Here is a 17459-nt window from a genome sequence, read left to right as displayed (position 1 = left end):
AAGCTCAAGGGCCTGAGCCCGGTGCAATACCGAGCCCAGGCCCTCGCGGCTTAGGATCTTATTTGGCCAGTCCAACTATCGGGGACCAGTTCACCGAGGGGGCGGGGCTTTCTGTGTACGGCTACACAGTTTGTACGGCTGCACAGTTTGTACGGCTACACAGTTTGTACGGCTACACAGTTTGTACGGCTACACAGCGGCGGAATGCTTGGCCGCGGCCTGCTTGAAGAAGTGTTCCAGGTCCTCCAGGCTCTTGCCGCGGGTCTCCGGGACCACGCGCTTCACCCAGACGATGGCGGCCAGCTGGAGGGCGACGAAGATGAAGAACGTCGCCGAGACGCCAATCCAGGAAACCATCTGCGGGAAGAAGAACCCGATCAGGAAGTTGATCATCCACAGAACGAACACGCAGATGCCCATGGCGATGCCGCGAACGTGCAGCGGGAAGATTTCGGCCATGGTCAGCCACGTCACAGTGCCGATGCAGGCCTGCATCGAGGCGAGGAATGTGACCATGAAAAGCAGCACCAGGTAGCCGCGGAGGGTTCCTTCCGGGATCAGCATGGAAATGATGCCGATGGCCAACAGGGACGTTGCCGTGCCGACCAAGCCGAAGATCAGCATGGACTTCCGCGGCAGACGCGACATCAGGGACATCCCGACCACGACGGCGACTACCGAGGTGACGCCGTTGACGACGTTCGCGATCAACGCGCCCTGGTCACCGAACCCGGAGCTGGAGAGGATGGAGGTGCCGTAGTACATGATGGCATTCACGCCGCTGATCTGGTTGATCACTGCCATGCCCAGGCCCACGACGAAGATGCGCCGGATCCACGGAACCGTGAGGTCGCGGTAGGTGCCGAGCTTGGACTGGTAGTCCTCCCGGGCGGCCTGCCGGACCTCGTCGAACTCGGTGGAAATGTCCTCCGTGGCCCGCGTCCGTCGCAGAACGTCAAGCACTTCACCGAAACGGCCGGCGGAGGCTAGCCAGCGCGGGCTTTCCGGGAGCAGCAGCATGCCGAACCACAGGATGACGGCCGGCAGCGTGGCAATGACGAGCATCCACCGCCACACGTGGGAGGCCTCGGGGAAGGCGTTGCCCAGCACGGCGTTGAACGTGAAGGCCAGGAATTGTCCGGTGACGATCATGAGCTCGTTCTGGGTCACGATGCGTCCGCGCTGCGCGGCCGGGGACATTTCGGCCAGGTAGACCGGCACGATCACCGACGCGCCGCCCACGGCAAGGCCCAGCAGGGTGCGGGAGGCGATCAGCAGTTCGGTGCTGGGCGAGAGGGAACAGGCGATGGTGGCCACGGCGAAGATCAACGCGAGCCCCATGATGGTCCTGCGCCGGCCGAAGCGGTCCGACAGCCGGCCCGCCGAGATGGCGCCGAACGCCGCACCGAACAGCAGCGTGGAGGTCACCAGCCCCTCGGTCAGCGGCGTGAGGCCGAGGTCCCGCTGCATGAACGGCAGGGCGCCGTTGATCACGCCGGTGTCATAGCCGAAGAGGAGCCCGCCAAAGGTGGAAAAGAGCGCCACCCGGCGCATGAACCCCTTGGGGTTGGGCGCGCCGCCGGCGGTCCGTGCCGGGGCCGCCTGGCCCGCAGCGTCAGTCCCGGCCGCGAGCTCGGTGGAGTCGGCCAGTATCTTCTCCGACGTTTTGTCCGACGCCGTCATAGGCTCGCCTTCGCGACGCGATGCTGCATCGTCTCCAGCTGGTAGCGGGAGACCTCCGCGGCGTTGTCGTCCTCGGCGAAGACGCTGGAGACCATGACAGTGTCCTCGCGGTCCAGGAAGCCGATTTCCTTCAGGCCACCGAAGAACTCGTCCCAGTTGACGTCGCCGTCGCCGATTTTCAGGTGCTGGTGCACGCGGACGGGGTTGCCGGGCGGGTTGGTGATGTAGCGCAGCCCGTGCGAGGCCTGGTGGTTCATGGTGTCGGCGACGTGGACCAGGCGGAGCTTGTCTCCAGCCGCGCGCATGATGTCCAGCGGTTCGTTCTTCATGTGGAAGCTGTGCGAGGCCACGTAGACCAGGCCCACATTCTTCGAGTTCAGCCCGCGGATCACCCGGATCGCGGCCAGGCCCTCCTCCACGAAGTCGTCCGGGTGCGGATCGATCAGCAGGTCGATGCCTTCGCGTTCGATGATGGGCAGCAGCTCTTCCATGGAGCGGTAGAAGGCCCGCTCGGACTCCTCGGCCTTCTCCGGCCGGCCGCTGAACTCGGTGTTCATGGTGCTTACGCCGAGGTCCACGGTGATCTGGATGGCGCGCTTCCAGTAGCGGACGGCGGCCTCCCGTGCGTCCTCATCCGGCCCCGACCAGCGCAGCACGGGCAGCACCGAGGCAATTTCGATTCCCGCGTCCTTGCATGCCGCCTTCAGCTGGCCCACCAGCTCGTCGTCGGCCTTCGGGTGGTTGAAGAACGGGATGAAATCGGCGTGCGGGGTCATCTGCATGTACTTGTAGCCGAGGTCGGCAACCACGCGCGGGAACTCCAGCAGGCTGTGCGAGTGGTGGAAGGGCGTGGGATCAAGGGCGATTTTCACGTAGGAGACTCCATTGTGGATCAGTCAGGTTATGCGGTACTGAAACAAACGGAAGGGGCGGACGGATGCGCCCCTTCCGGTTCTTCCTAGCTGTACAGTGCGGGCTTGGCGTTGAGCTTCACGGCGACCTTTTCGCCGTTCTTCTGCGCCTCGACGCCGGCCTCGCAGCAGGCGGCGGTGGCGTAGCCGTCCCAGGCGGTGGGACCGCCGATCTCATCGCGGAGGGCCGCGTCCACCCACGACTGGATTTCGACGTCGTACGCTGCACTGAATCGATCCTCGAAGCCGGGGGTGACCACGCCGCCCCAGCGGCCGTTGCTGCGCGTGTACGGGCCCTGGTCGCCGCCGATGCTGACGATGCCGTCCTCGAAGGAGGCCTGGGTGGCCACCTCGTAGCCGAACTTCGCGTTGACGTAGATCTCGACGTCGGCCAGGACACCGGACTCGGTCTCGATCAGCACGTGCTGCGGATCGTGCTGCCCGGCCGGCGCGTTCCTGGTGGCCTTGCCGAGGCGGACCTGGACCGAGGTGATTTCCTCGCCGGTGAAGTAGCGGATGGCGTCGAATTCGTGCACCACGGAGTCGTTGATCAGCATCTCGTTGGTGAACCCCGCCGGGGTGGTGGGGTTGCGGTGCTGGTGGTGCAGCATGAGCAGCTCGCCGAGTTCGGAGTCGCGGATGGTCTTGCCCAGCGCGGCGTATTCGGCGTCGAAGCGGCGCATGAAGCCGACCTGGATGCGCTTGTGGCCCAGCTTCTGCTCGGCCTCGACAATCTTCCAGGAGGATTCGGCATCCGGGGTGAGCGGCTTCTCGCAGAGGATCGGGATGTCCTTGGCGATGGCCTTGAGCAGGATGTCCTCGTGCAGGAAACCGGGGGTGGCGATCAGCACGGCGTTGACGTCGCCGTTGTTGAGGGCTTCCTCGGCGTCGGCGAGGGCGACGGCGCCGGGGATGCCTTCGATGGCTGCCTGGGCCCGGGCGAGGTCGACGTCGACGACGGCGGCGACTTCAGCGCCGTGGATGCGGGTGTTGAGCCGCTGGATGTGGTCTGCGCCCATACGGCCGGCGCCGATGACGGCTACGCGGAGGATCTTTGTCATTGTGGTTTCCTTCGAGTTCTAGTTGACGGCCGTGCGGGAACCGCAGGAGAGCAGGTAGTTCCGGGTGCGCTTGGCGATCGGCATGGGGACGTCGAAGGCCACGGGATACATGTCCTGTTCCACAATGCCAAAGATCGGCCGGTTGAGCGCTTCCACCGCTTCGATGACGGCGCGCAGGTCCGGCAGGCCGTTCGGCGGTTCGGTCATGACGCCGGCCAGGTTGGCTGCAGCCCAGGTCATGTTTTCCGCGTTGACCTTTTTGAGGATGTCCGGGTTGATCTGCTTGAGGTGCAGGTAGCCGATCCGGTCCGGGTAGTTCTTGATCAGCTCCAGGCTGGAGGCCCCGCAGTATTCGGCGTGGCCGGTGTCCAGGCAGAGGTTGAGGTACTTGGCGTCCGTGGCGGCGAGCAGGGTCTCGATGTCCTCCTGCGCACCGACGTGGGAGTCGGCGTGTGAGTGGAACTGCTGCTTCAGGCCGAAGTCCTCCAGCAGCGTCTTGCCCAGGCGGTTGTGGCCGGCGAAGAGGTCATCCCAGGCCTTTTCGCTGAGGGTGCCGCTTTCCACGGCCTCCCCCGTGACGTCGTCGCGCCACATGGCCGGGATGACCACCATGTGTTCACCGCCCATCGCAGCCGTGAGTTCGGCGACCTTGCGGGCCGGTTCCCACGCGGTTTCCCACTGGTCCAGGCCGCGGTGGAAGGCGGTGAACACCGTGCCGGCCGAGATCTTCAGGTCGCGCTGTTTGAGCTCTTTGGCCAGGCGCGCCGGGTCGGTGGGGAGGTAGCCGTAGGGGCCAAGCTCGATCCACTTGTAGCCGGATTCGGCGACTTCGTCGAGGAAGCGTTCCCACGGGGTCTGCTGGGGGTCATCCGGGAACCAGACGCCCCAGGAGTCCGGCGCGGTGCCGATGATCAGCTTGTTCTCAGCCATTTCCATTCCTTCTCATCGATTGCTCCGCAGGTGCCGTTCTGGACGCTCAAAACGGCGGTTACGGAGCAATCGATCACGGTTGTTGGGGTGTCAGTTGTTGGGGTGTCAGTTGTTGGGGTGTCAGTTGTTGGGGTGTCAGTTGGACGGGAAGTTGTAGGAGGCGCCGGAGGCGTGGGTGGGTTCGGGCCAGCGTGAGGTGACAACTTTGCCGCGGGTGTAGAAGGAGACGCCTTCGGGGCCGTAGATGTGCTTGTCGCCGAACAGCGAGGCCTTCCAGCCGCCGAAGGAGTGGTAGGCCACCGGCACCGGCAGCGGCACGTTGATCCCGATCATGCCCACGGTGACGGAGCGCTGGAACTTCCGGGCCGCGGCGCCGGAGGAGGTGAAGATCGCGGTGCCGTTGCCGTAGGGGTTGGAGTTGATCAGGGCGATGCCGGCGTCGAGGTCCTCCACCCGGACCACCACGAGGACGGGTCCGAAGATTTCCTCGGTGTACGCGGTCATTTCGGTCTTGACGTGGTCCAGAACGGTGGGGCCGACCCAGAAGCCGTCCTCGTGGCCGGGGACCACGAGGTCGCGGCCGTCCACCACCATGGCGGCACCGGCGGTTTCGGCTTCGGTGACGATCTTCACGATCCGTTCCTTGGACGCCGGCGTGATGACCGGTCCCATTTCGGCGCCGTGGGCGGTGCCGTTGTTGACCTTGACGGCCAGAGCTCGCTCTTCGACCTTCTTGACCAGCAGGTCCGCGGCCTCACCGACGGCGACGGCGACGGAGATGGCCATGCAGCGTTCGCCGGCGGAGCCGAAGGCTGCGGCGGCGAGGTGGTCGGCGGCGTTGTCGAGGTCCGCATCGGGCAGCACGATCGCGTGGTTCTTTGCCCCGCCGAGGGCCTGGACGCGCTTGCCGTGCGCGGTGGCGGTCTCGTGGACGTACCTCGCGATCGGGGTGGAGCCGACGAAGGAGATGCCGTCCACGTCCGGGTGGGTCAGGAGGCCGTCGACGGTTTCCTTGTCGCCGTGCAGGACCTGGAAGACGCCGTCGGGCAGGCCGGCCTGCTTCCAGAGCTTGGCGAGCAGCATGGAGGCGGAGGGGTCGCGTTCGGAGGGCTTGAGGATGAAGGCGTTGCCGGTGGCGATCGCCATCGGGGCCATCCACAGCGGCACCATGACCGGGAAGTTGAACGGGGTGATGCCGGCGACGACGCCGAGCGGCTCCCGGAAGGAGAAGACGTCGATGCCGGTGGAGACCTGGTCCGAGTAGTCGCCCTTGAGCAGCTGCGGGATGCCGCAGGCGAATTCGATGACCTCCAGGCCGCGGCCAATCTCGCCCTTGGCGTCGGAAAGGACCTTGCCGTGCTCGGCCGTGATCAGCTCGGCGAGCTCGTCCACGTGCGCCGCGACGAGTTCGCGGAACTTGAACAGCACGGCGGTGCGCTTGGCCAGGGAGATGTCACCCCATGAATCGGCGGCGGCGCGGGCGGCAGCGACCGTGGCGTCCAGGTCTTCCCGGTTGGCCAGCCGCAGCTCGCCGGAGACGGCGCCGGTGGCCGGGTTGTAGACGGGCTGGGTTCGGGTGCCGGTGCCTGCGGTTTCGGCGCCGTTGATGAAGTGCTGGATGGTTTTGGTGCTCTGGGTCTGGGTGCTCTGGTCAGTGGTGGCAGTCATGGGACTCTTCCTTGAGTGATTGAAGTTCGAGGGGGGGGTCAGCCGAGCAGCTTGCGCTGGCGGCCTTTGTGGTCGGTGTAGGTCTGGAAGGCCTGCCTCGTGGATTCGAGCTCGGAGACCTGGGAGACCGGAACGTCCCACCACGATTCGGAGCTGGGGGCGTCCAGCAGCGGGTCGGATTCGACGTGGATGACGATCGGTCCGCCGTTTTCGGGGGCGGCCTTGGCGTCGCGGATGGCCTGCTCGAGTTCGGCGATGACCTTCTCCCCCGGTTCGATCCGGATCACCTTCACGCCCAGGCTTTCGGCGTTCAGGGCCAGGTCCACCGGGAGCCGGTCGCCGTCGTCGAAGCTGTGGTGCTCCTCGTCCAGCGCCCGGTACTGCGTGCCGAACCGCTGGGAGCCGAGGGACTCCGAGAGCGAGCCGATCGAGGCGTAGCCGTGGTTCTGGATCAGCACGACGATCAGCTTGATCCGCTCGGCGACGGCGGTGACGAGTTCGGTGTGCATCATCAGGTAGGAGCCGTCCCCCACCATCACGACGACGTCGCGCTGCGCCCCGCCCTTCGCGGCTTCGGCGAGGGTTGCACGCTTGACGCCGAGGCCGCCCGGGATTTCGTAGCCCATGCAGGAGTAGGCGTATTCGACGTGGTAGCCGAACGGGTCCCGGACGCGCCACATCTTGTGCAGGTCGCCGGGGAGGGAGCCGGCGGCGCAGATAACCACGTCCTGGGCGTCCATGGCGCGGTTTGTGGCGCCGATGATCTCGTTCTGGGCCGGCAGCGGCGTGAAGCGGGTGTCGAAGGCCGTATCCACGGTGGCGTTCCAGCGGGCCTTCTCGTTCGCGACCTGCTGCTCGAGGTCGGCGCCGACCCGGTAGCCGCCGAGGGCCTGGTTCAGCTTGATGAGGGCCTTGCGGGCGTCCGCCACGATCGGCAGGGAGGTTCCGTGCTTGTAGGCGTCGATCGCGGCGACGTTGATGTTGATGAATTTCACGTCCGGGTTCTGGAAGGCCGTCCGGGACGCGGTGGTGAAGTCCTCGTAGCGGGTGCCGATGCCGATGATCAGGTCCGCCTCGGCGGCGATGGCGTTCGCCGCCGTCGTGCCGGTGGAGCCGATCGCGCCGAGGGAGAATTTGTGGTCCCACGGCAGGACACCGACGCCGGCCTGGGTGTTGCCGACCGGGATGCCGGTGAGCTCGGCGAACCTGGCGAGCTCGTCGTTGGCGTAGGCGTACAGCACGCCGCCGCCGGCGATGATCAGCGGGCGCTTGGCGGCGCGGATGGCTTCGGCGGCGCGGCGGATGTCCTCGTCGTCGGCGTCCGGGCGGCGGATCCGCCATTCGCGTTCGGCCAGGAATTCTTCGGGCACGTCGAAGGCCTCGGCCTGGACGTCCTGCGGCAGCGAAATCGTGACCGCGCCGGTCTCGGCCGGGTCGGTGAGGACGCGGAGGCCGTGGTGGAACGCGGAAAAAAGCTGCTCGGGCCGGGAGACGCGGTCGAAGAACTTGGACAGCGGCCGGAAGGCGTCATTGACGGTGATGTCGTAGGCGTAGGGCTGTTCGAGCTGCTGCAGCACGGGGTCGGCGGCGCGGGTGGCGAACGTGTCGGACGGCAGCAGCAGGACCGGCAGCCGGTTGGTGGTGGCCAGCGCCGCACCGGTGAGCAGGTTCGAGGAACCCGGGCCGATCGAGGTGCTGATCGCGAAGGTCTGGCGGCGCCGGGTGTGCCGGGCGAAGCCGACGGCCTGGTGCGACTGGGCCTGCTCGTTGCGGCCCTGGTAGTACGGCATGATGGTCGGGTCGATCTGCTGGTACTGCTTGAGCGCCTGGCCGACACCGGCAACGTTGCCGTGGCCAAAGATGCCGAACGTGCCCGGAATCAGCCGTTCCCGGAAGTCCTGGCCGCCGACCGAATCGACGGTGTACTGCTTGGACAGGTATTCCACGACAGCCTGGGCGACTGTCATTCTGCGTGTTCCTGAGGCAGTTCTCATTCCCATGGGAAGTTACTCCGATGCTTCTTTGGTGCGGGTGGATTCGGCGCGGCCTGAGTCGGCGCCTGAGTCGGCGCGGCCTGAGTCGGTGCGGCCTGGTTCGGTGTGGTGCAGCAGGGAGGCGGCAGTTGCCACGGCTACGGCGACGTCGCCGTCCTGCGGGTAGAGCAGGGTCCGGCCGACGGTGAGGCCCTGGACGCCGGGCAGGGAGAGGGCCGCCTGCCAGCTGGCGAACACATCGTCCTGGCTGCCTTCCGGGTCTCCGCCAAGGAGCACGGTCGGCATGGTGGTGGACGCCATGACGCGCTCCATGTCCGCCACGACCGGGAGCTTCATCCATGTGTAGGCGCTGGTCGCGCCCAGGCCTTCGGCGATGGCGACCGACTTGATGACGGCGTTGGTGGAGAGGTCGTTGCGGACCTTGCCGTTCTCGCGGACGGAGAGGAACGGTTCCACCATGGCGATCAGCTTGCGCTCGGCGAGGGAGTCGATCGCCCGCGCCGTCGCCTCGAGCGTGACCACTGTGTCCGGGTCGCCGAGGCAGATGCGCGTGAGCATCTTACCGCCGTCGGCGCCCAGTGCCTCGAGCGCGGCCGCCGTGTGGCCGGTGAACCGGTCATCGAATTCGTTCACCAGTCCCGAAAGCCCGCCGCGGTTCATGGAGCCGAAGAGCAGCTTGCCCTCCAGCGCCCCGAGCAGGAGGAGGTCGTCCATGATGTCCGGCGAGGCCAGCACACCGTCCACGTCCGGGTTGGCCAGGGCAATCTGCAGGCGGTCCAGGAGTTGGCGGCGGTCGGCCATGGCCACGGGATCGTTGCCCACCGCGAGTGCCCCGCGGGCCGGGTGGTCGGCCGCGACAATGAAGTTCTGCCGGTGGGCCCTGACGCCGGGGTGGCGGCGCCGGGCCTTGGCGGCGCGGGCAATCGCTTCCGGATCTTCGAGCCGGATGATACTCAGGCGCTCGTAACGGCGGGGATCATCGTCCACCGCGAGGGCGGCGGAGGCTGTGTGCACACTCACAGTGTTGCTCCTTCGGTGGCGTAGGTCCCCGGCACCAGGCGGCCGCGTTCGGCGAGCAGGCCCGTGACTTCTTCAGGCGTTGGCATCGCGTCGGCGCAGGAGAGGCGGGAGGCGACGAGGGCGCCGGCGGCGTTGGCGAAGTCGAGGACCTGGGCCAGCGGCCAGCCGGAGAGCAGCCCGTGGCAGAACGCCCCGCCGAAGGAGTCGCCGGCACCGAGGCCGTTGACGGTTTCCACCGGCACCGGGGCGGAGACCACGCGCTCGGTGCGGGTCTTGGCCATGACCCCTTCGGGGCCAAGCTTCACGACGGCGATTTCGACGCCGGCCGCGAGCAGCCGGTCGGCCTGTTCGTCCGGGGTGCCCTCGCCGACGGCGACGGCGCATTCCTTGTCGTTGCCGATCGCCACGGTGACGTGGGGCAGGATCTTGGCGACCTGCCCCCGGGCCTCTTCCTCGGAGGCCCAGAACATCGGCCGGTAATCGAGGTCCAGGATGGTGAACTGGCCGGGCTTCAGCCCGGTGCGGGGTCGTGCCTCGTGGGCCGCCAGTTGGGCGCCACGGCTGGGCTCCTGGCAGAGGCCGGTGACGGTGGACCAGAAGATCCCGGCGTCCCGGATGGCGTCCAGGTCCAGCTCCTCGGCCTTGATCTGCAGGTCCGGGGCCGTGGGGAACCGTCCGTAGAAGTAGAGCGGGAACTCGTCCGTAGCCGGCTTGATGGCGCAGAACGTGACCGCGGTAGGCCATTCCTTGACAGCCGTGACGAAGGAATCGTCCACGTTGAACTTGTGAAGTTCGCGGTGAAGGTATTTGCCAAAGGCGTCGTCGCCGGTCCGGGTGATGACGGCGGTGCGTCGGCCGTGGCGGGCCGCGGCGACTGCCACGTTGGACGGTGATCCGCCAAGGTACTTCCCGAAGGACGTGACATCCTCCAGATCCACCCCGATGTCGTTCGGGTAGATATCAACGCTGATGCGCCCGATCGTGAGCAGTTCGTGGGTCACGGTGATCGCGGACCTTTCTGGTGTGAACTCGGTACCTTTGCGCAGCCTGAGCTTCGGCGCTGGGCGGCCGGCGTGAGCCGGACCACATCCACTACTTTGCCTTAGAATCTATGTACTGTCAAAGGTTTGTACTGACATATTTACAACATGACACGGAGGGCTCAGAGGACTCCCCTGCGGGGGCATCGCGGGGCCCGCCGGGACGCCCTTGTGCGGCTATTTTCCGGGGACTCCGAGCTCGCCGGTGACGTACTGGGCCTGGCCGAAACCGAAGGACCAGTCCCCCGCGGTGTTTTCGACGTAGCCGATAAAGACGTCCTCGCCGGCGACGCCTGCGGCGGCCAGCCGGTCGGCAATGGCGGCAAACAGGGACTGCTTGGTGGGCTGGCTGCGGCCGGCCTGGGTGAAAATCTGGATCATCACCACATCAGGCGTCCGCTCGAAGCCGAGCCCGGCATCCTGGGCGACGATCTGCCCCGCGGGATGCTCCGTCAGCACATGGAAGTAGTCCCGCTCCGGGATGCCGAATTCCGCCACGATTGCAGCGTGGATTCCCCGGCTGAGCCCGCGGAGCTGCTCCGGGGTACGGCCTTGGTTGACGTCGATTCGCACGAGGGGCACTCGTATCTCCTTCGGTAGTTTGTCCTGACATACTAACAAAGTTATTCGAAGCAGCGCAAGGATTTCGCGTTGGGGTATTGCGCGGATCGGCGGCCGGGAGTACCGTTAACAACCTAGAGGTTGATCAATGAATACGTTGAATACGAGGCAACGTTTACTACCTTGGCGATAAGGAGGAGGCACCCACCCCATGGATTCCAGCGACGACGGCGAGCTCGACGCGGCCTTCCTGGCCCTCGCCGATCCTGTCCGCCGCCGCATCATTGCCCGGCTCAGCCGGGGTCCGGCCACCGTCAACGAACTGGCGGAGCCCTTCGCGATCACCAAGCAGGCGGTCTCGAAACACATCCAGGTCCTCGAGCAGGCGCAGCTGGTCACGCGTACCCGTGACGCCCAGCGCCGGCCCGTGCACCTGAACCCCGCACGGCTGGAAGCGCTCACCACATGGATCGACCAGTACCGGCTGGTCCGCGAAGGGCAATTCCGCAACCTTGACGCCGTGCTTGAAACCCGCGCCGCCCGCGGCGGCACACAGGCAAAGGATGCATCATGAGCAATGCACTGAAACTGACAGTCCCCGAGGGCCTGCCCTTCATCGAATTCGAGCGGGAGTTCGACTTCCCCGTCGCCGATGTCTTCCGGGCCCACAAGGACCCTGAACTCGTCGCTCAGTGGCTCGGCCCGCGAGGGCTCCGGATGGAGATCGGCCACTACGACTTCCGCACCGGCGGGAGCTACCAGTACCACCACGTTGCCCCGGACGGCGCCCGCTACGGCTTCAGCGGGGTCTTCCACACGGTTCGCGAGAACGACTTCGCCATCCAGACCTTTGAGTTCGACGGCTACCCGGACGTGGTCAGCATCGAGTTCCTGACCTTCCAGGATCTGGGCGACGGGCGCACCCGCCTGACGGCCCGCGCGGTCTACCCCAGCATGGAGGCCCGGGACGGAATGGCGCAGTCCGGAATGGAGACCGGCATGTCAGAAGGCTACGAACGGCTCGAGGAAGTCCTCACCGGGGCAAAGGTCTAGGAAAACAAAAAACGACGACGACGACGACGACGGCCGGGCGCCGTCGTCGTCGTCATTAAACACAGCAACACGCTTAAACACAGCAACGCGGGGTCACTCCGCACCCATCCCAACCAGTGGAATGGGCCGTAGGTGACCCCGCGTTGCTGTTGTGCTGTGGTGCCTGTGCTGTGGTGCTTTGGGCCTAGAGGGCCGCGAAGACCTCGCGCAGGAGCTTCGCGGTCTCGGACGGCGTCTTGCCGACCTTGACGCCGGCAGCCTCGAGGGCTTCCTTCTTGGCCTGGGCGGTGCCGGCGGAACCGGAGACGATGGCGCCTGCGTGGCCCATGGTCTTGCCTTCCGGGGCGGTGAAGCCGGCCACGTAGCCGACAACCGGCTTGGTGACGTGGGCCTTGATGTAGTCAGCCGCACGCTCTTCGGCGTCGCCGCCGATTTCGCCGATCATGACGATCGCCTTGGTCTCCGGGTCGGCTTCGAACGCCTCGAGGGCATCGATGTGGGTGGTGCCAATGACCGGGTCGCCGCCGATGCCGATGGCGGTGGAGAAGCCGAGGTCGCGCAGTTCGTACATCATCTGGTAGGTCAGGGTGCCCGACTTGGAGACGAGGCCGATGGGGCCCTTGCCCGTGATGTTGGCCGGGGTGATGCCGACGAGGGCCTCGCCCGGGGTGATGATGCCGGGGCAGTTCGGGCCGATGATGCGGGTGACCTGCTTGCCGTTGGCGTCAACCTTGGACTGGGCCAGCGCCCAGAACTCGGCCGAGTCCTGGACCGGCACGCCTTCGGTGATGACCACTACGAGGCCGATGCCGGCCTCGATGGCTTCGACGACGGCGTCCTTGGTGAATGCCGGCGGAACGAAGACGATGGAAACGTCAGCGCCGGTCTCGGCCATGGCTTCCTTGACGGTGCCGAAAACGGTGATCTCGGTGTCGCCGTGCAGGACCGTGGTGCCGGCCTTGCGGGCGTTGACGCCGCCAACAACGTTGGTGCCGGCCTTGAGCATCAGGGCGGTGTGCTTGGTGCCTTCGCCGCCGGTGATGCCCTGGACGATGACCTTGGAGTCCTTGTTCAGATAAATAGACATAGTCCGGTCCCTCTACTTCGCTGCGTTGGCGAGCTCGGCGGCCTTGTCGGCGCCCTCGTCCATGGTGGCGGCCAGGGTAACCAGCGGGTGGTTGGCCTCGGCCAGGATGCGGCGGCCTTCCTCGACGTTGTTGCCGTCGAGGCGGACTACCAGCGGCTTGTTCGCGGAGTGGCCCAGCTCGGCCAGTGCACCGACGATGCCCTTGGCGACTGCGTCACAGGCGGTGATGCCGCCGAAGACGTTGACGAACACGGACTTGACCTGCGGGTCGCCCAGGATGACGTCGAGGCCTGCTGCCATGACCTCGGCGGAAGCTCCACCGCCAATGTCCAGGAAGTTGGCGGGCTTGACGTTGCCGTGGTTCTCGCCGGCGTAGGCAACGACGTCGAGGGTGGACATGACCAGCCCGGCACCGTTACCGATGATGCCCACTTCGCCGTCCAGCTTGACGTAGTTGAGGTCCTGCGCCTTGGCCTTGGCCTCGAGCGGGTCAGCAGCGTCCTTGTCTTCAAGGTGGGCGTGCTTGGGGTGGCGGAAGTCGGCGTTCTCGTCGAGGGAGACCTTGCCGTCGAGGGCAACGATGTCACCGGCGCCGGTCAGGACCAGCGGGTTGACCTCCACGAGGGTGGCGTCTTCCTTCTTGAAAACGTCCCAGAGCTTCAGGATTACGCTGGCGACCTTGCCACGCAGTTCCTCGGCGAAGCCTGCAGCCGCAACGATTTCGTCAGCCTTGGCCTGGTCGATGCCCACGGCCGGGTCGATCGAGATCTTGGCCAGGGCTTCGGGGCGCTCAACGGCGAGCTGCTCGATTTCCATGCCGCCTTCAACCGAGCACATGGCCAGGTAGTTGCGGTTGGCCCGATCCAGAAGGACGGAGAAGTAGTATTCTTCGGCGATATCCGCACCCTGGGCAATCATGACCCGGTGGACGGTGTGGCCCTTGATGTCCATGCCGAGGATGTTGGTGGCGTGTTCCAGCGCCTCATCGGCGCTCTTGGCGACCTTGACGCCGCCGGCCTTGCCGCGGCCTCCGGCCTTGACCTGCGCCTTTACGACAGTTACACCGCCGATCTTCTCGGCAGCTGCCTTTGCTTCTTCAGGGGTGTGCGCCACGATGCCAGCAAGCACGGGTACACCGTGCGCCTCGAACATATCGCGCGCCTGATATTCAAACAGGTCCACGGTTTAGTGTCCTTCTACGTCGAAGTAGTTTCTGTACAGCCGGATCCCACGTACTCGCGGTTACCGGGCTGCGGAATAAACGCACCCTGCGACAAGCTTGGAAACGAGCCACACGGCGCAATGCTCCTTTGGGAACTCTAGTCCTTCGATCGGACCAGCCCGTTCCAGACTACCTGTTATGTGAGTAAGGACACTATTCTATGGAGCGTAGAAAAACCCCTAGATTACGCGGTTTTTGGGGCGTCCGACGGCGTGCTGAAGGGCCGCTCGACGGTCGCGGCGGCGCGTTCGGCGGCCCGTAAAACGGCACGGACCGGCCCCGATGGGATTCCCGCTAGGCGTCCAGCTTGGTGAGTGGCGCGTAGCGCAGCAGCAGGCGTTTCTCGCCGACGTCGAACTTCACCTTGGCGACCGTCTTGTCCCCGGCGCCCTCGACCGCCAGGACGGTTCCATTGCCGAAGCTGGTGTGGTTGACCTTGTCTCCCACGCTGACGGCGACGATTTCCTTCTGCGGCTGGACCCGGTTCTTGGCCACGGCGGCGGGAACGTCGGCGTTGAAGCCCGCGGACGGGCTGGCACCGGCGCCGCGGGCGGTCCCGGCGCCCCAGAACGACCCGCTGTAGCGGCTGGAACCGATCGCGGCGCCGGTCCCCCAGCCGCCCTGGCGGCTGGCGCCTTCCCGCTTCCACTCGACGAGCTCGGCCGGGATCTCCTCGATGAACTGGCTCGCCGGGTTGTACTGGCTCTGGCCCCACATGCTGCGGACCTCTGAGCGGGTCAGGTACAGCCGCTTCCGGGCCCGGGTCAGGCCCACGTAGGCCAGCCGGCGTTCCTCGGCCAGTTCCTTGGGATCCGTGGCGGAGCGCTGGTGCGGGAACAGCCCGTGCTCCATGCCGGTGAGGAACACCACCGGGAATTCCAGGCCCTTGGCGGTGTGCAGGGTCATCAGGGTGACGACGCCGAGCCGCTTGGCTTCGGCGACGGCGGCCGCCAGGTCATCGGCGGTGCCCGCCGGGGCATCCGGGATCTGGTCGGCGTCGGCCACGAGGGAGACCTGCTCCAGGAAGGCTCCGAGCGAGCCCTCCGGGTTGTCGCGTTCGTATTCCCGGACAACGGCGACAAGTTCGGCGAGGTTCTCCACTCGGGATTCGTCCTGGGGGTCCGTGCTGGAGCGCAGGGCCGCGAGGTAGCCGGTCTGTTCGAGCACAGCCTCCAGGGCTGCAGCCGCCCCGGAGCCGGAGGCCACCTCGGCGAGGTCGTCGAGGAGTTTCACGAAGCCCAGCACGGCGTTGACCGAGCGGGTCGCCATGCCCGGAGCCTCGTCGGCGCGCCGGGCGGCGGCCATGAAGGAGGTCCGGTCGCGCTCAGCAAGGGCGGCGACAGCACCCTCGGCCCGGTCGCCGATGCCGCGCTTGGGTTCGTTGAGAATGCGGCGGAGGTTGACGTCGTCATCCGGGTTGACCAGAACCCGCAGGTAGGCGAGGGCGTCCTTGATCTCTTTGCGCTCGTAGAAGCGGGTGCCGCCGACCACCTTGTAGGGCAGGCCCACGCGCACCAGGACATCTTCGATGGAACGGGACTGGGCGTTGGTGCGGTAGAAAATGGCGACATCGCCGGGGCGCAGGTTGCCCTCGTCCTGCAGCCGGTCGATTTCCTTGGCGATGAACTGCGCCTCGTCGTGCTCGTTCTCGCCGACGTAGCCGACGATCTTTTCGCCGTCGCCCTCCGCCGTCCAGAGCCGTTTCTCCGGCCGGTTGGGATTGCGGGAAATCACCGAGTTGGCGGCGCTGAGGATGGTCTGGGTGGAGCGGTAGTTCTGCTCGAGCTTGATCGTGCGGGCGTCCGGGTAGTCCTTCTCGAACTCCACGATGTTGCGGATGTCCGCGCCGCGGAAGGCGTAGATGGACTGGTCCGAGTCGCCGACGACGGTGAGCTCGGCGGCCTCGGGTCCCTCGCCGACGATCTCGCGCACCAGGGCGTACTGGGCGTGGTTGGTGTCCTGGTACTCATCGACCAGGACGTGCCGGAAGCGGCGCCGGTACGAGTCGGCGAGCGCGGGGAACGCCCGGAACATGTAGACGGTCTCGGCGATCAGGTCATCGAAGTCCATCGCGTTGGCTTGGCGCAGCCGCTGGGTGTAGCCCTTGAAGACCTCGGCGACCGCTTGTTCGAAGGGGTCGTTGTAGTTGGCGCTCGAGGAATAGCTGTCCGCGTCGATCAGCTCGTTCTTGAGCGCGGAAATCTTGTGCTGGATGGCCTTGGGCGCGAAGCGCTTCGGGTCGAGGTCCAGGTTCTTGGCGACCAGTGTGATCAGGCGCAGCGAGTCCGCGGAGTCGTAGATCGAGAAGTTGGAGTTGAGCCCGACGTTCTTGGCCTCGCGGCGCAGGATCCGGACGCAGGAGGAGTGGAACGTGGAGATCCACATGGTCTTGGCCCGGCCGCCGACCAGCGCCTCGATCCGTTCCCGCATCTCGGCCGCGGCCTTGTTGGTGAAGGTGATGGCCAGGATCTCGCCGTGGTGCGCCCGCCGCGTTGCGATCAGGTAGGCGATCCGGTTGCTGAGCACGCGGGTCTTGCCCGATCCCGCACCGGCAACAATCAGCAGGGCGCTGCCGGCGTGTTTGACTGCCTCTTCCTGCTGGGGGTTCAGCCCCTCGAGGAGGTCGCTGGCGTTCGGAAGCTGCGGCCGGTCCCAGCCCCCGCCCTCCTGGTGATTGTTGCCCGGGTAATTGCTGTCCTGGTGGCTGGCGTCTGCGTGACTGGTGTCCGGGCGGCTGGCGTCCGTGTGACTGGCCTCCGGGCCGAATCCTGCCCCTGGCTCCAGCCCCGCAAAGCCGGTCCCGGCGCGCGCTTTCGTGCGTGCCGCCGCTGTGGAGGCAGCTTGGAAGGGTCCGTCGGCGTAAGGGTCAAACAACATATCCATGGTGTATCTAAGTCTAGGCGGTGGCACTGACGGCCGCGTCCGCCCGCCCGGACATGCCCTCCGCTACCCCCGGCCAGTGGACATAGTGCCCTTATGCCCAGTCCTGACCGGGAAGAATGAGCATGTTCCCCGGACAAGGCCACGAAGAGTGGGCATGTCCCGCGGACACGGCACCTCGGAGGGGACATGCCCTCCGCTGCCCCCGGCCAGTGGACATAGTCCGCTTATGCCCGGTCCCGGCCTCGAAGAGTGAGCATGTTCCCCGGACAAGGCCACGAAGAGTGGGCATGTCCCGCGGACACGGCACCTCGGAGGGGACATGCCCTCCGCTGCCCCCGGCCAGTGG

Annotated in this window: 14 protein-coding genes; 2 read left to right on the top strand and 12 right to left on the bottom strand. The window is 66.3% G+C overall.

Annotation, left to right across the window (positions count from 1 at the left end):
* Nucleotides 1-189: 189 nt before the first annotated feature.
* The 9 genes from ACFVTM_RS22960 to ACFVTM_RS22920 all read right to left on the bottom strand — a co-directional run bounded on the left by ACFVTM_RS22960 (nucleotide 190) and on the right by ACFVTM_RS22920 (nucleotide 10889).
* Nucleotides 190-1683, bottom strand: coding sequence for a sugar porter family MFS transporter (locus ACFVTM_RS22960; protein ID WP_390206541.1), 1494 nt, complete (start codon nucleotides 1681-1683; stop codon nucleotides 190-192).
* On the bottom strand, nucleotides 1680-2555 hold the full coding sequence (locus ACFVTM_RS22955) for a sugar phosphate isomerase/epimerase family protein (RefSeq protein WP_390206539.1): 876 nt from the start codon (nucleotides 2553-2555) through the stop codon (nucleotides 1680-1682). The genes ACFVTM_RS22960 and ACFVTM_RS22955 overlap by 4 nt, the downstream gene beginning before the upstream one ends.
* 86 nt (nucleotides 2556-2641) lie before the next feature.
* Nucleotides 2642-3655 carry a Gfo/Idh/MocA family protein gene (locus ACFVTM_RS22950; RefSeq protein ID WP_390206537.1) on the bottom strand — a complete coding sequence of 338 codons (1014 nt, stop codon included), beginning with the start codon at nucleotides 3653-3655 and terminating at the stop codon, nucleotides 2642-2644.
* Between the two features lie 18 nt (nucleotides 3656-3673).
* Entirely contained in the window at nucleotides 3674-4585 is a 912-nt protein-coding gene (locus ACFVTM_RS22945) for a sugar phosphate isomerase/epimerase family protein (RefSeq protein WP_390206535.1), read from the bottom strand.
* Nucleotides 4586-4720: 135 nt separating this feature from the next.
* Nucleotides 4721-6253, bottom strand: a complete 1533-nt coding sequence (locus ACFVTM_RS22940) for a CoA-acylating methylmalonate-semialdehyde dehydrogenase (RefSeq protein ID WP_390206534.1) — start codon at nucleotides 6251-6253, stop codon at nucleotides 4721-4723.
* A 38-nt stretch (nucleotides 6254-6291) separates the two neighbouring features.
* The gene (gene iolD / locus ACFVTM_RS22935; RefSeq protein ID WP_390206532.1) at nucleotides 6292-8220 is read right to left on the bottom strand and encodes a 3D-(3,5/4)-trihydroxycyclohexane-1,2-dione acylhydrolase (decyclizing); all 1929 of its coding nucleotides are present in this window, start codon (nucleotides 8218-8220) and stop codon (nucleotides 6292-6294) included.
* A gap of 39 nt (nucleotides 8221-8259) precedes the next feature.
* Nucleotides 8260-9267 carry a deoxyribose-phosphate aldolase gene (locus tag ACFVTM_RS22930; RefSeq protein ID WP_390206531.1) on the bottom strand — a complete coding sequence of 336 codons (1008 nt, stop codon included), beginning with the start codon at nucleotides 9265-9267 and terminating at the stop codon, nucleotides 8260-8262.
* Complete coding sequence (gene iolC / locus ACFVTM_RS22925; RefSeq protein WP_390206529.1) at nucleotides 9264-10268, bottom strand: 5-dehydro-2-deoxygluconokinase; 1005 nt, start codon at nucleotides 10266-10268, stop codon at nucleotides 9264-9266. Before iolC ends, ACFVTM_RS22930 begins: the two co-directional genes overlap by 4 nt.
* Nucleotides 10269-10484: 216 nt before the next feature.
* Nucleotides 10485-10889 (bottom strand): tautomerase family protein, encoded by a 405-nt coding sequence (locus tag ACFVTM_RS22920; RefSeq protein ID WP_390206528.1) that lies wholly within the window; start codon nucleotides 10887-10889, stop codon nucleotides 10485-10487.
* Between the two features lie 190 nt (nucleotides 10890-11079).
* Here ACFVTM_RS22920 and ACFVTM_RS22915 point away from each other — a divergent pair, with 190 nt between their 5' ends.
* Complete coding sequence (locus tag ACFVTM_RS22915) at nucleotides 11080-11442, top strand: ArsR/SmtB family transcription factor (protein ID WP_390206526.1); 363 nt, start codon at nucleotides 11080-11082, stop codon at nucleotides 11440-11442.
* Nucleotides 11439-11921 carry an SRPBCC family protein gene (locus tag ACFVTM_RS22910; protein ID WP_390206524.1) on the top strand — a complete coding sequence of 161 codons (483 nt, stop codon included), beginning with the start codon at nucleotides 11439-11441 and terminating at the stop codon, nucleotides 11919-11921. The genes ACFVTM_RS22915 and ACFVTM_RS22910 overlap by 4 nt, the downstream gene beginning before the upstream one ends.
* A 184-nt stretch (nucleotides 11922-12105) precedes the next feature.
* Here ACFVTM_RS22910 and sucD read toward each other — a convergent pair whose 3' ends face one another.
* The 3 genes from sucD to pcrA form a co-directional block, all read right to left on the bottom strand.
* Entirely contained in the window at nucleotides 12106-13008 is a 903-nt protein-coding gene (gene sucD, locus ACFVTM_RS22905; RefSeq protein ID WP_224048674.1) for a succinate--CoA ligase subunit alpha, read from the bottom strand.
* A gap of 12 nt (nucleotides 13009-13020) precedes the next feature.
* Nucleotides 13021-14190 (bottom strand): ADP-forming succinate--CoA ligase subunit beta, encoded by a 1170-nt coding sequence (gene sucC, locus ACFVTM_RS22900; protein WP_390206523.1) that lies wholly within the window; start codon nucleotides 14188-14190, stop codon nucleotides 13021-13023.
* Between the two features lie 334 nt (nucleotides 14191-14524).
* Nucleotides 14525-17107, bottom strand: a complete 2583-nt coding sequence (pcrA, locus tag ACFVTM_RS22895) for a DNA helicase PcrA (protein ID WP_390206543.1) — start codon at nucleotides 17105-17107, stop codon at nucleotides 14525-14527.
* Nucleotides 17108-17459 lie beyond the last annotated feature (352 nt).

It is taken from the genome of Arthrobacter sp. NPDC058130 (assembly GCF_042884475.1).
Taxonomy (GTDB): Bacteria; Actinomycetota; Actinomycetes; order Actinomycetales; family Micrococcaceae; genus Arthrobacter.
The sequence above is the reverse complement of the archived record's forward strand: the minus strand, read 5'-3'. Positions and strand labels throughout refer to the sequence as shown.

Bases quoted from the DNA above. Each gene is read 5' to 3' on its own strand.
- ACFVTM_RS22960 (WP_390206541.1), bottom strand. From the start codon at position 1,683: ATGACGGCGTCGGACAAAACGTCGGAGAAGATACTGGCCGACTCCACC.
- ACFVTM_RS22950 (WP_390206537.1), bottom strand. From the start codon at position 3,655: ATGACAAAGATCCTCCGCGTAGCCGTCATCGGCGCCGGCCGTATGGGC.
- ACFVTM_RS22945 (WP_390206535.1), bottom strand. From the start codon at position 4,585: ATGGCTGAGAACAAGCTGATCATCGGCACCGCGCCGGACTCCTGGGGC.
- ACFVTM_RS22940 (WP_390206534.1), bottom strand. From the start codon at position 6,253: ATGACTGCCACCACTGACCAGAGCACCCAGACCCAGAGCACCAAAACC.
- iolD (WP_390206532.1), bottom strand. From the start codon at position 8,220: ATGACAGTCGCCCAGGCTGTCGTGGAATACCTGTCCAAGCAGTACACC.
- ACFVTM_RS22915 (WP_390206526.1), top strand. From the start codon at position 11,080: ATGGATTCCAGCGACGACGGCGAGCTCGACGCGGCCTTCCTGGCCCTC.
- ACFVTM_RS22910 (WP_390206524.1), top strand. From the start codon at position 11,439: ATGAGCAATGCACTGAAACTGACAGTCCCCGAGGGCCTGCCCTTCATC.
- sucD (WP_224048674.1), bottom strand. From the start codon at position 13,008: ATGTCTATTTATCTGAACAAGGACTCCAAGGTCATCGTCCAGGGCATC.
- pcrA (WP_390206543.1), bottom strand. From the start codon at position 17,107: ATGTTGTTTGACCCTTACGCCGACGGACCCTTCCAAGCTGCCTCCACA.